General features: G+C 62.0%; 16 protein-coding genes. 14 read left to right on the plus strand and 2 right to left on the minus strand.

Going from position 1 to position 11,112, the window contains the following annotated elements:
- Positions 1-109 precede the first annotated feature (109 nt).
- The 9 genes from SALA_RS13150 (at position 110) to SALA_RS13190 (ending at position 6,446) form a co-directional block, all read left to right on the plus strand.
- Positions 110-1,048, plus strand: a complete 939-nt coding sequence (locus SALA_RS13150; protein WP_011542855.1) for a cation diffusion facilitator family transporter — start codon at positions 110-112, stop codon at positions 1,046-1,048.
- Positions 1,049-1,110: 62 nt separating this feature from the next.
- On the plus strand, positions 1,111-1,407 hold the full coding sequence (locus SALA_RS13155; RefSeq protein WP_011542856.1) for a zf-TFIIB domain-containing protein: 297 nt from the start codon (positions 1,111-1,113) through the stop codon (positions 1,405-1,407).
- A gap of 36 nt (positions 1,408-1,443) precedes the next feature.
- Positions 1,444-1,929: an SRPBCC domain-containing protein gene (locus SALA_RS13160; RefSeq protein WP_011542857.1), complete on the plus strand. Its 486-nt coding sequence runs from the start codon at positions 1,444-1,446 to the stop codon at positions 1,927-1,929.
- A 177-nt stretch (positions 1,930-2,106) separates the two neighbouring features.
- On the plus strand, positions 2,107-2,520 hold the full coding sequence (locus SALA_RS13165; protein WP_237700877.1) for a hypothetical protein: 414 nt from the start codon (positions 2,107-2,109) through the stop codon (positions 2,518-2,520).
- Between the two features lie 655 nt (positions 2,521-3,175).
- Positions 3,176-3,928, plus strand: a complete 753-nt coding sequence (locus tag SALA_RS13170) for a LuxR family transcriptional regulator (RefSeq protein ID WP_011542859.1) — start codon at positions 3,176-3,178, stop codon at positions 3,926-3,928.
- 108 nt (positions 3,929-4,036) lie between these two features.
- On the plus strand, positions 4,037-4,663 hold the full coding sequence (locus SALA_RS13175; protein WP_011542860.1) for an acyl-homoserine-lactone synthase: 627 nt from the start codon (positions 4,037-4,039) through the stop codon (positions 4,661-4,663).
- Positions 4,660-5,535, plus strand: a complete 876-nt coding sequence (locus SALA_RS13180; protein ID WP_011542861.1) for a phytanoyl-CoA dioxygenase family protein — start codon at positions 4,660-4,662, stop codon at positions 5,533-5,535. The genes SALA_RS13175 and SALA_RS13180 overlap by 4 nt, the downstream gene beginning before the upstream one ends.
- A 4-nt stretch (positions 5,536-5,539) precedes the next feature.
- Positions 5,540-6,154: a GntR family transcriptional regulator gene (locus SALA_RS13185; RefSeq protein WP_011542862.1), complete on the plus strand. Its 615-nt coding sequence runs from the start codon at positions 5,540-5,542 to the stop codon at positions 6,152-6,154.
- On the plus strand, positions 6,147-6,446 hold the full coding sequence (locus SALA_RS13190; RefSeq protein WP_011542863.1) for an EexN family lipoprotein: 300 nt from the start codon (positions 6,147-6,149) through the stop codon (positions 6,444-6,446). The genes SALA_RS13185 and SALA_RS13190 overlap by 8 nt, the downstream gene beginning before the upstream one ends.
- A gap of 7 nt (positions 6,447-6,453) precedes the next feature.
- On the opposite strand, the gene SALA_RS13195 is transcribed toward SALA_RS13190, so the two are convergent.
- Positions 6,454-6,843: a PIN domain-containing protein gene (locus SALA_RS13195; RefSeq protein ID WP_011542864.1), complete on the minus strand. Its 390-nt coding sequence runs from the start codon at positions 6,841-6,843 to the stop codon at positions 6,454-6,456.
- Complete coding sequence (locus SALA_RS13200; protein WP_011542865.1) at positions 6,840-7,085, minus strand: AbrB/MazE/SpoVT family DNA-binding domain-containing protein; 246 nt, start codon at positions 7,083-7,085, stop codon at positions 6,840-6,842. Before SALA_RS13200 ends, SALA_RS13195 begins: the two co-directional genes overlap by 4 nt.
- A 158-nt stretch (positions 7,086-7,243) precedes the next feature.
- On the opposite strand from SALA_RS13200, the gene SALA_RS13205 reads away from it, so the two are divergent.
- The 5 genes from SALA_RS13205 to SALA_RS13225 all read left to right on the plus strand — a co-directional run bounded on the left by SALA_RS13205 (position 7,244) and on the right by SALA_RS13225 (position 11,087).
- Positions 7,244-8,176 carry a HEPN domain-containing protein gene (locus SALA_RS13205; protein ID WP_011542866.1) on the plus strand — a complete coding sequence of 311 codons (933 nt, stop codon included), beginning with the start codon at positions 7,244-7,246 and terminating at the stop codon, positions 8,174-8,176.
- A 308-nt stretch (positions 8,177-8,484) separates the two neighbouring features.
- The gene (locus SALA_RS13210; protein WP_237700878.1) at positions 8,485-8,694 is read left to right on the plus strand and encodes an antitoxin; all 210 of its coding nucleotides are present in this window, start codon (positions 8,485-8,487) and stop codon (positions 8,692-8,694) included.
- A 3-nt stretch (positions 8,695-8,697) separates the two neighbouring features.
- The gene (locus SALA_RS13215) at positions 8,698-9,099 is read left to right on the plus strand and encodes a type II toxin-antitoxin system VapC family toxin (RefSeq protein WP_011542868.1); all 402 of its coding nucleotides are present in this window, start codon (positions 8,698-8,700) and stop codon (positions 9,097-9,099) included.
- A gap of 228 nt (positions 9,100-9,327) precedes the next feature.
- Positions 9,328-9,993: an RNA polymerase sigma factor gene (locus tag SALA_RS16935; protein WP_084764757.1), complete on the plus strand. Its 666-nt coding sequence runs from the start codon at positions 9,328-9,330 to the stop codon at positions 9,991-9,993.
- Entirely contained in the window at positions 9,990-11,087 is a 1,098-nt protein-coding gene (locus SALA_RS13225; RefSeq protein WP_011542870.1) for a FecR family protein, read from the plus strand. The genes SALA_RS16935 and SALA_RS13225 overlap by 4 nt, the downstream gene beginning before the upstream one ends.
- The last annotated feature ends 25 nt before the right edge of the window (positions 11,088-11,112 follow it).

Consider the following 11,112-nt stretch of genomic DNA (forward strand, 5'->3'; position numbering starts at 1 on the left):
AACCGCCGCCATGATCGCATCAATGGCGGCAGCCTCCCAGAGGCCGGCCCACCGACGGAACCGCAAACTTTGATGGAGTAAGCCGCTGATCCGTAAAAGGAGACGATCCATGTCCGACGAGCTGGACAAACCGGGGACCGAAAAGCCCAACATTGCGGCACCGCCGGCGCATGATCACGGCAAAAATGCGAACAGCAGGAGGCTGCTGCTCGCTCTCATCCTGACCGGTACCTTCCTGGTCGCAGAGGTCGTCGGTTCGTTCGTCTTCAACAGTCTCGCGCTCCTTTCGGACGCTGGGCACATGCTGACCGATGTCGCAGCGCTGATCATCGCGCTGATGGCGATCCGCATCGGAGCGCGACCGGCCGACGATCAGCGAACTTTTGGCTACAGACGCTTCGAGATCCTGGCGGCCGCCTTCAACGCGCTCATGCTGTTCGCAGTCGCCATCTATGTCCTCGTTGAGGCACTCAACCGGTTCCGCGATCCTGAGCCGGTCCAGTCCACGGGCATGCTGGTTGTCGCCGTGGCCGGTCTCGCCATCAATCTGATTTCCATGCGGCTGTTGAGCTCGGGCAAGGAGCAGAGCCTCAACCTCAAAGGTGCCTATCTCGAGGTATGGGCAGACATGCTCGGCTCGATCGGGGTCATTGCCGGGGCCATAGCCATTCGTTTCACGGGCGCTACCTGGATCGATCCCGTCGTCGCCGTCGGCATTGGCCTCTGGGTGCTCCCCCGGACGTGGATTTTGCTGCGCGATACGGCCAACGTTCTGCTGGAGGGCGTGCCGCGCGGCATGTCGCTGGACGAGGTGCGCAGGGCGATCAGTGAGGTCTCGGGCGTGCAAAGTGCCCACGATCTTCACGTCTGGTCGATCACGACCGGCAATGTCAGCTGCTCCGTCCACATCGTGGTGGAGGACATCGCGCAAGCAGAGCCGACACGGACCCGCGTCGCACAAATGCTCGCGCAAGCCTTTCAAATCGGTCACGCGACCATTCAGACCGAGAGTAAGCAGTGCGCTGAGGCGCGTTCCACGCACAGCTGACGGACAATGCATTTCGCCCCACTTGAAGGCTCAGATCTTCAAGCAACCGAGAGGAGGCCATCATGAGTTCAGCCGCAGATACAGGACAAGGCATGCTCTGCCCGGTTTGCAAAGTCACGCTGTCGATCTCCGAGCGACAGGGCGTCGAGATCGATTTCTGTCCGCAATGCCGCGGCGTGTGGCTCGATCGCGGGGAGCTCGACAAGATCATCGAGCGCTCCGAAACCGCCATGCCGCCGCAGCCGCGCGACCAAAGTCGGGAGGGTTCCCAGCCATGGGGGCACCAAGACGACCGTCACCGTTCGGGCCACCATGGATACAAGCGCAGGCGCGGCTTTCTTTCGGACCTGTTCGACTGATCAGACGTGAACCGCCGCACGACGGCGGGACGGGGAATGAGCATGTTTCTCGAAGAGAATGACACGATCCTGCATGCCGCACCGCCGAAGGTCTGGGCCGCGCTCACCCGTTTTGACGCCTATGAACGGTGGAATCCCTTCGTCCGGATCTCCGGCCCGCTCGAGCAGGGCGCCCTCGTCGCCTATTCCTTCAGAATGAAATCGAACAAGCCGCGGTTTTTTACCATTGATGCCCGCATCACAGCGCTAGAGCCCCAAAGGTGTGTGACCTTCCGCTTCGGATTTGGCGGACTGATGTCGTTCGAGGAGAGCTATTGCGTTGAGCCCGTCCCCGTCGGATCGCGAATGGTTCACAGCTTTCGTTGCACCGGCCTGCTCTCCGGGCTGAAGCTGAGGCGGATGCGGCAAAACTTCAGCAAGATGCTCGAGATCACCGACCGGCTGTTTCAGCGGCACCTCACGCCTGCGCGGCCTCCCTTGCCCAAGAAACGTCCGAGGAAGGGATTTCGGCCTAATGCCTGACGGTCCGCAAGTTTGGTCCCCGCAAGCCATCTGCGGGAGAAAGGCACCCGCAAGACGGTGCCAGCTTCCCTTGCGGCGCGGGCCACGCCGTGGGCGCGCGCCCCCGCGCCCACGGCGACACTCTGGCACAAGAGGTTTGTCATCGCCAACGCTCTCGAATGCATGGAAGGAAGGGTTATGGCTTTCTGCTTGAAGCGCGATGGTTTGTCCCACCGCATCGCCCCGTCACGCCGCTTTGCCACCCTTCTGGTGGCAATTCCCTTTGCCGGCGTTCTGGTCGGGTGTTCCGGGCCCGAACGAGCCGAGAACTCCGAGGCAACCACGAACACGAATGTCTCTGTCCAAATGCCGCCCGCCATTGTGGCAAGCCACACATACAGATGCGTTGGCGGGGACGTCCTCTATGTCGACTTCCTGGCGGACGAGACATCCATCATTGTCAGGCGTGCGCCTTCTGGCCCTTCGCTCCGATTGACGGCGCCGGCGCAAGGTCTCGCCTATGTGGGCGAGCGTATGAATCTCACACTCGATGGCAAGGACATCAAATTGGATGAGCCTAAGAAGCCTTCCCAAGCATGCAAGCGCGCCTGAAGCGGACGTCTGGTGTCGACCTGCGCGGGATCCTGATTATGGCCATATCCATGTCGAGGCCTGTTCGGGCGGCATGCCCGTGGCTCTGGCAGATGCGCCGCGGCTGAGACTTGGTTACCGCGTCTCACGGTATGTGGACTTCACGGCAACGCTGCCAATTGACGCGGCGAGGATCGACAATGTGGTCGTCTCGCACAGACTGACCGACGACTGACAAGGGGTGCGAGTGGGCAGCTGCGGTCCGGTGATCCTCACAAATAATGCGATGATCGCGACCTCGGCGGGATGGTCGTTTCGGCCTCGCGCAGCGCCGTGCCCATACGGTGAAACTCGAGCGGCAAGACAAAGCGCTCGCGTGCCTGCCGCTTGTGGCACGCAGGGATCGGCTCCCGCCTTCTGCGGCGGGCTCCGCTTCAAATTTTGAACCTCATTTTAGTAGTTTAATAGCGAGCGCAGCAGGCTACCTTCTGGTTTGGCTGATAACCAGCCGGAGGCGGCTTGGTAGCGGGATTCGGGCAAGCACCGATTTCAAAGGAAAAGGAGTGTAGAGCAGGACACCAGACGCAGCGTGAGACAGAGGTTCTGGTGCCCACCAGTTGAAAGGCGGTCCGCGGGGTGCGGGTTGGGAACGCGCTCGCGGGCGTAGTAGGGGACTATGAGACTTGGTTTGGTGGAGTTACTTGGCGACAGCATATTAACGGCATCCTCGATTGACCATCTGCATGAGGCGTTGACGCGCGCGACCCGCGACATGGGTTTCGATCGCTTTGCGCTTTCGCTCGAAATCGGCTGCGGCGCCGACAGCAGTACGTCCCTTCTGATCCATGATTATCCGGCAAGCTGGGCCGACGTGTATATCGGCTTCAATCTGGCGGCGAGCGATCCGGTTCGCCGCGCGGCCGAGCGCAGCGTGTTGGGCTTTGGCTGGCGAAATATCCTCGACCTGGTTCCAATGACCGAGATCGAGAAGACCACCTTCGAAACCGGACGGCGTCATGGGCTTGCCGATGGGTTCACTGTCCCGCGGCATCTTCCCGGCGATGTTACCGGGTCATGCTCGTTCGTTACCGGCCTTGGAAAATCGATCCCACATGCGATGCTGATCGTTGCCGAAATGCTTGGCGCAATGGCAATCGCCAGCGCAAGGCAGCTTTCAGGATGGACGAGCCGGTCGGTACAGCCAAGATTAACGGATCGGCAGCGCGACTGCGTCCTTTGGGCCGCGCGCGGAAAGACAGACTGGGAAATCTCGCGAATCCTCGACATCAGCCATGAAACCGTGATCCAGCACCTCAAGGATGCCCGCGAACGCTACGAGACGCACAAGCGCGCGTCGCTGATCCTTTACGCATTGTACGACGGCCTCATCAGCTTCGCCGACATTTTTCGCTGGCGGGTTCGAAGCTGACGGTCGAATCCCTCTGGCCCGCGTGCTGTCTCTCCCCATTTCTTGGTATGGGCGGCTCGCGGGCAGCGATGTTCTTTCCTGCGCGGTATCAACCGCGGAGAAAAGGTCATGCCAGAGGAGATCGGGGAACGGATCGAGATTGATGAGGACGGGGCGTTGCGGGCGATGTTCCGAGCGCGCAAGGAAATCTTCATCGACCTTCTGAAATGGGACCTCCCCATCCTGGCAAACGAGTTCGAGGTCGATCAGTTCGACCGCCAAGCAGAATATCTCATCCTGCTCGAGCAGGGCGTCAGGCACCGTGCGTCGACGCGATTGCTCCGGACCGACCAACCACATCTGCTCGGCGACCTTTATCCGCATCTCTGCGCTGGGCCGGTGCCGGTCGGCCCGACTATTCGCGAGATCACCCGTTTTTGCCTCGATCGCCACCAGCGGGCACCCGAGCGGCGCAGCGCCCGCAACCAGCTCGTCACCGCACTTGCCGAGCATGCGCTGGCGACGGGTATCACGTCCTACACCGGAGTCGCCGAGCAGGAGTGGTTCGAGCAAATCCGGCGTTTCGGCTGGGACTGCAAAGCACTGGGTCAGCCCCTCGATCACGAGGGCCGCCGGCTTATCGCGCTCCACATCCGGATCGATGACGAAACGATCAGTGGCTTGCAGGCCGGCGGCACCTATGAGGCGCCGCGGTTGATGCTGGCGGCTCCGCGCATAGGTGGAAACGGCCGATGACCAGACTCGCCTCTCTCCGCGGCGCAGCGCCGGCCTGGATCGATCAACTCCGCAACAAGGGCTATTGCATCATTCCCGATGCTTTGCCGGCCGGAGCCATTGCCGCCCTCGAAGCGGATCTGGATCCGGTCTTTGCGGCAACGCCCTTCTGCCAAGGCCGCTTCTATGGCGAAAGCACCAAGCGCTTCGGCTCCCTCCTAAGGCGCTCGCGCCATGCGGCGCAGCTCGTTCTCAATCCGATCATCCTTGCGATGGTCGAGGAGATTCTGGGCCCAGCCTGCGACCGCATCCAGCTCAATGTCGCCCAAGCGATCGAGATCCATCCCGGTGAAGTGCGCCAGTTTCCGCACCGCGATCACGATATGTGGCAGGGCGAAAAAGGAAATCACGAATATCTCGTCAATGTGATCTGGCCGCTGACGCCCTTCACGCGCGACAACGGCGCGACACAAATCTACCCCGGCAGCCACGGGCCGAACGGCATGGCACGCGACGAATTGGGCGAACCGATCATTGCCGAATGCGGTCCCGGCTCCGCCATCTGCTTTCTCGGGTCGACGGCACATGGTGCGGGCGCAAATCGAACCGGCCATGTGCGGCGCGGCATCGTCATCGGTTACTGCCTTGGATGGCTCAAGCCCTATGAGAACCAGTGGCTCGCCTATCCACCCGAGATTGCCCGCACTTTCCCGCGCGAACTGTCCGCGCTTGCCCGCTATACGCAGCACCGGCCCAACCTCGGCAATTTCGAAGGCCAGTGCCCATCGATCCTGCTCGGCGATCGCGTGCCTGAGAACATCGGGGCGATCGACGCGCTCCGGCCCGATCAGGAAGCAATGATAGAAGGCTTCGGCCAGCCCGCTTGGGGCTGAACCTATGAGCCCCGCCTATGTTCTCGAGCCGACCTACGATACGCTGAGGCGGCGGCTGTTCGCCGGCGTCTGGCCGTCGGGGCAGCGCCTTGAAGCCGCCCGGCTCGCTGCTGAGCTTGGCGTCAGCATGACGCCCGTGCGCGACAGTCTCAATCGGCTTGCGGGCGAACGTCTGGTTCACTCGTCGCCCGGCGAAGGATTCCAGGTTCCCCTGCTCAGCGAAACCGAGCTTCGGGGACTTATAGACTGGCATCGCGCTCTCATAGACGTTGCACTTGGACCCCGGGGGACAATCGCGATGCCCACGGAATTACCGCAAGGCCATGACGGTATCGGCGAGCGCACGGCGATCCTGTTTACGGCAATCGCAAGTACGGCACAAAGCCTCGAGCTTCACTGGGCTCTCGGCAATGCCGCTGCGCGCCTCGGCTGTTATCGGCGACATGAGGAAACCGTGCTCGATGACGCGCATTCGGAACTGGCCGCTCTTGAAGCGCTTGTGCGCGTGGGAAAGCGCGATGGGCTGGTGCGGGCAATCGAGCGGTATCATGACCGCCGCCGCACCGTTGCCGGTGATCTGGTGCATGCTGCCCGCTATGCCGGATCCTCTGATGCGTGAAGCCGGATCGCACATGGCACTCAATCCCAAGAACGGAACCACAGGGAGGAAGATGATGACGAAGAAGAAGCTGATCCTGACGGTGCTCACAGGCCCGTTCGCTCTGGCGGCCTGCGCCCAGTCTGCCCCGCGCAGCAGTGAATATTTCGCCGAGCATCTGGACGAGGCTCGCCAGATCGTCGCCGGCTGCCGTGACGGGACCGTGCGCGGCGAAGAATGTGCGAATGCGGGCCTGGCGATCGAGGAGGCCGATGCGAAGGCACGGTTCAGGCGCTTCAGGGGCCGCGATTGATGCCTGCCTATCGAATGACCTGGACTTTCACCCCGGCAGCATCCGCTATCGTCCGCCACGTCTTGTCCGCCGTGAGAGCGGGCAACCCGTCGCGCAGCGCGAGCGCCAGGCAGAATCTTTCGCCAAGGGACAGGCCCGCCTCGACGGTCACGGCCCTCAGCCTCCCGGCGATGGTCGCCAAGGCCTGGTCTGCTTCGACTATCTCCATCGGCAGGGGATGCAGCATGGCATCGACTTCATTCGCAGGCATGCCCGCATGAATGAAATGGCTCACCACCTCGGCGTAATTGACCGAGGTCATCCGCGACGCGGCGATCGCATCCGCCACCTTTGCCGCTCCAGCCTCTTCCTTCAGCAATGCCAACAGCGCCGACGCATCGAGGACGGCTTCGCTCACTCGCCGGAGTCCTCGCGACGGCCCGCGAGGAACGCATCAACCGACGCCTCGGGCTTTCCGGCGGTGTATTTTTTCGCGAGCGCCTGCGCATGCGCGATCGACTGGGCGACGGTTCGCAGGATGACGCCGTCGGGCGTCTCTTCGACGAGCAGCGAGCCACCGCCGGCAAGGCCCAAGCGCTTGCGGATATCTGCGGGCAAGCTCATCCGACCGTTCGGGGTGATCGTGACCTGAACCGTCATCGCGTACCCTTAAGTCCATTGCTCCGCGCGTGCGGGAGCGGTCATTACCCAATGACAGCTTTATGCCACAAATCTCCAGCCGTGTCGCGATTCATTTTTTGAGACACGATCGGCGTTTCATGGGTGCAAAGCGACCCATGTGCTGTTAGGCTATCCCAATGCGCACCGGCCTCGATCATCTTCCGGCACAGAAACGACGCGAAATCGAGCGGGTCGTGCAGATCATCTTCGAGGAGTTCGACGATGCGCTGGCGCTCGCCACGCATCAGTGGAAGAAGAAGGGCAGGATCGAGAAGATCATTCTCTACGGCAGCTATGCGCGCGGCGGCTGGGTCGATGAACCGCATACGGCCAAAGGCTACCAGTCGGATTTCGACCTGCTCATCATCGTCAACGACAAAAGGCTGACCGATCGGGTCGATTATTGGCTGAAGCTGGAGGATCGGCTCAACCGCGAGCTGTCGATCACGAAGACACTCAAGACGCCGGTCAATTTCATCGTCCACACGCTCCAGGAAGTGAATGATGGCCTGGCGCACGGCCGCTACTTCTTCATGGATGTCGCACGCGACGGCATCGCGCTCTACCAGTTCGAGGACGGCGAGCTTCACAAGCCAAAGCCTAAGACGCCCGAACAGGCGTTGGCAATGGCGAAGGAATATTTTGACGAGTGGATGCCTGCTGCATCAGGTATGCTCGAAACCGCGAAGTTCAGCCAAAAGCAGGGGCGATTGAAGGATGCGGCGTTCTTGATGCACCAAGCGACGGAGCGTCTTTATCACTGCGTCCTCCTAGTCGTGACTTTCTATACGCCACACGTCCACAACATCGGCTTCCTGCGCACTCAGGCGGAACGTCTCGACCTTCGGCTGGTCGATGCCTGGCCGCGCGAACGAAAGGTCGACCGAACACTCTTCGAGAAGCTCAAGGAAGCCTATGTGAAGGCCCGCTATTCGAAGCACTACCGGATCAGCACCGAGCAACTCGAATGGCTCGCAGCGCGCGTCGAGGAACTGGGCACCATCGTTCACACGATCTGCACCGAACGCCTCACCGCCCTCGAACAGGACGTCGCGCGGGAGGGATCGTAACCCTCCGGGGCCGGGACGCGCACGGCCCGGTCGCCGCGAATGCGGCGATAGAGCCCGACGGCCGCAAGGCCGTCCCGCCCCAAGCGATCTGCATGGCTGACTGGGCCGGATTGCTCGTAATTCGCCCTGTTACAAAACCTCGGACTTCAAGCGGCTCGGTCAGAGGTTTCGTAACATTGCGGCAATGCCGCGCCCGACCCGACCAGCTCGCGGCGGAACACAGCGCACAACGCGATCTGGAATTATGCACCAGCATATGCTAAGGCATATGCACAGAGGCAAACATGATCCACGAACGCCACGTCAAATTGTTCAAGAACGGCCGCAGCCAGGCGGTTCGGATTCCGCGCGAATTCGAATTGCCAGGAGACGAAGCGGTCATGCGCAAGGAGGGTGAGCGGATCATCATCGAGCCAGCGCCTGCCAAATCATTGCTTGCACTGCTTGCCCGCCTGAAGCCGATCGAAGAGGATTTCGGCGAAATTGAGGACCGCGCCCCCGCTCCGGTCGATTTCTGACCCATGTATCTGCTCGACACCAATATCGTATCGGACCTGATCCGGCACCCCGGCGGCGCGATCGCAACGCGCATTGCCGAGATCGGCGAGGCCGAAGTCGCCACCAGCATTGTCGTCGCCGGCGAACTCCGTTTTGGCGCGGAGCGCAAGGGATCCGAACGATTGACACGGCAGATGGAGGAGATCCTGGGGTTGTTGCCCGTCCTGCCCTTGGGCGGCAATGCCGATGTTCACTATGGTATTCTTCGCGCCGATCTCGAACGACGCGGCCTGCCGATTGGCGGCAATGACATGTTGATCGCGGCGCATGCACTGACGCTTGGCGCAATGCTGGTCACCGACAATGTCCGGGAATTCGAGCGGGTCGAAGGACTGACGGTCGAGAACTGGCTGCGTTCGAACTGACGCCGACAGAAACGACAAACAATTGGCGTGGCGCCGTAGCTATTTCGGTCCATCCACCACTCACTTGCCTTCCTGGTTCGTTCCCGCCATGTTCGGGTCGCGAGGACGAACAGTCTGGCGATCGTTCGCGCCTCATTCGCGCCAGGCATCAAGAACGCCGGTCCGCGAGGGACAGGCGGCCGTACCGGACAAGGGCATCCGTCAGGATCGCCTGACGGCGGCACAGCGATGGAAGTATCATGGCCGGCTTCCCGGCCATCATGCGCTGCTGCCCCCGGGAAGTTCCACGTGTCATCGTCCGCTCCGCCGTTTCGCCACCATCGGCCTCCCTTTTCGGTTTCGTCGGGAGCGCATAACTGCCCTGTCGACGTCTTCGAGCCTGCCTGTGGAGAGGCCTCCGCGACCAACCTGGACGAGACGTTTCGTACCGAACGCAGGGCGCTCTTGCGCTATCTGGGGCGCCGTGCGGGTCATGATGCCGCGCCCGATCTGGTGCAGGAAGTGTTCGCCCGAGCAGCCGGCAGCGCGCAGGCGTCGCGTCTCGCCAATCCGGCGGCGTTCGTCAGGCGCATCGCCAGGAACCTGCTGATCGACCGCGCGCGTCGCCGCGAGAGCGACAATAATATCGTGATCTTTCCTCTCGACGAGCAGCGCGACCTAAGCGTGCCGCCGGAACAAACTCTGAATCTCGAAGCGGCCGACCTGTTGCGCATCTACGAACAGGCGGTCAATGATCTGCCCGAGAAGACCCGCCGGGTCTTTATGATGAGCCGGGACGAAGAACTCACCTATAGTCAGATCAGTGAACAACTCGGGATCAGCATGGCGACAGTGCAATATCATATGGTGCGCGCGATCGCCTTCGTCGCCGCGGCGGTGAAGGATCATCGATGAGCGGCGAAGAATGGCCGGCCGGCAAAGCCTCGTCATCAAGCGATCTCGAAGCGGCAGCCTGGTGTTTTCGCTTGAAGGAAACGCCAACAGAGGCGCTGTTCGCCGAATTCCGGTCTTGGATCGATGCGTCCAAGACCAACGCCGAGGCGTTCGCCAATGCGATGCTGGTGGCACCGATGAAGCCCGCCGAGCGCGACCGCATCGAACAGTTTCTGGGACAACCCCTCCCTGCCCTCGATCGATCCGGCAGCAAGGCGCGAACGGGTTCGCCAGCAGCAACGATTCACACCTTTCCGGCCAAGAACGATGCAACTCCGCTCAAACCCGCAGGCCCCAGCCGCAAGGGACGCAGATGGGCGGCCGGCGCGATAGCGGCGGCGGCAATGGTTGCGCTGACCGTCGGGCTCCTCCCGAACTTGCCGCTCCCGTGGCTCATGTCGCAGGCCCGAGCCGAGACCTATGCGACGGGTCATGGAGATATCCGGCGTTTCACGCTGGAGGACGGATCGCTCGTGACGCTCGACACCGACAGCCGGGTCGAGGTGGCAATCGACCGGAGCAAACGCCACGCCCTGCTGCGCCAGGGCCGCGCGCGCTTCGTCGTGGCGGCCGATCCGCGCCCCTTCACGATCCAGGCCGGGAATGGCGATGTCGTCGCGGCCGAAGGGGCGATTGATGTCGAGGTGGCCGGGAATGCCCACGTCGAACTGCGCCTGCGGTCGGGCTCGGCCAGCGTGAAGGCACGCGATACAAACGATAAACAGAGCGAGAGCATGCCGCTCACGATCGACCATCCCGTCCTCTACGCGGGAGGCGATTTCGCGCCGCGGGTGGTTACGGCGCCGACGGCTGATACGCGCGACTGGCCGAGCGGATGGGTGGAATATCGCACGATCCCGCTCGGCGAGCTTATCCGCGAGGCAAATCGCTATGCGAAAACGCCGATCATCCTCGACGATCCGAAGCTTGCGGGCCTCGCCGCGTCAGGGCGGTTCCAACTCACCGAGACGGACAGGTTCGCAAGCCGGATCGCCGAGTTGTTCCAGCTCCGCATCTCCCGCCGGGCCGACGGCATCCATCTCCGGCCCCAATAGCAGCGCCCGTGAAATAATTTGCGAA

Origin of the sequence: Sphingopyxis alaskensis RB2256 (genome assembly GCF_000013985.1) — a bacterium.
Taxonomy (GTDB): domain Bacteria; phylum Pseudomonadota; class Alphaproteobacteria; order Sphingomonadales; family Sphingomonadaceae; genus Sphingopyxis; species Sphingopyxis alaskensis.

Bases quoted from the DNA above. Each gene is read 5' to 3' on its own strand.
- SALA_RS13150 (WP_011542855.1), top strand. From the start codon at position 110: ATGTCCGACGAGCTGGACAAACCGGGGACCGAAAAGCCCAACATTGCG.
- SALA_RS13155 (WP_011542856.1), top strand. From the start codon at position 1,111: ATGAGTTCAGCCGCAGATACAGGACAAGGCATGCTCTGCCCGGTTTGC.
- SALA_RS13160 (WP_011542857.1), top strand. From the start codon at position 1,444: ATGAGCATGTTTCTCGAAGAGAATGACACGATCCTGCATGCCGCACCG.
- SALA_RS13165 (WP_237700877.1), top strand. From the start codon at position 2,107: ATGGCTTTCTGCTTGAAGCGCGATGGTTTGTCCCACCGCATCGCCCCG.
- SALA_RS13170 (WP_011542859.1), top strand. From the start codon at position 3,176: ATGAGACTTGGTTTGGTGGAGTTACTTGGCGACAGCATATTAACGGCA.
- SALA_RS13175 (WP_011542860.1), top strand. From the start codon at position 4,037: ATGCCAGAGGAGATCGGGGAACGGATCGAGATTGATGAGGACGGGGCG.
- SALA_RS13180 (WP_011542861.1), top strand. From the start codon at position 4,660: ATGACCAGACTCGCCTCTCTCCGCGGCGCAGCGCCGGCCTGGATCGAT.
- SALA_RS13185 (WP_011542862.1), top strand. From the start codon at position 5,540: ATGAGCCCCGCCTATGTTCTCGAGCCGACCTACGATACGCTGAGGCGG.
- SALA_RS13190 (WP_011542863.1), top strand. From the start codon at position 6,147: ATGCGTGAAGCCGGATCGCACATGGCACTCAATCCCAAGAACGGAACC.
- SALA_RS13200 (WP_011542865.1), bottom strand. From the start codon at position 7,085: ATGACGGTTCAGGTCACGATCACCCCGAACGGTCGGATGAGCTTGCCC.
- SALA_RS13205 (WP_011542866.1), top strand. From the start codon at position 7,244: ATGCGCACCGGCCTCGATCATCTTCCGGCACAGAAACGACGCGAAATC.
- SALA_RS13215 (WP_011542868.1), top strand. From the start codon at position 8,698: ATGTATCTGCTCGACACCAATATCGTATCGGACCTGATCCGGCACCCC.
- SALA_RS16935 (WP_084764757.1), top strand. From the start codon at position 9,328: ATGGAAGTATCATGGCCGGCTTCCCGGCCATCATGCGCTGCTGCCCCC.
- SALA_RS13225 (WP_011542870.1), top strand. From the start codon at position 9,990: ATGAGCGGCGAAGAATGGCCGGCCGGCAAAGCCTCGTCATCAAGCGAT.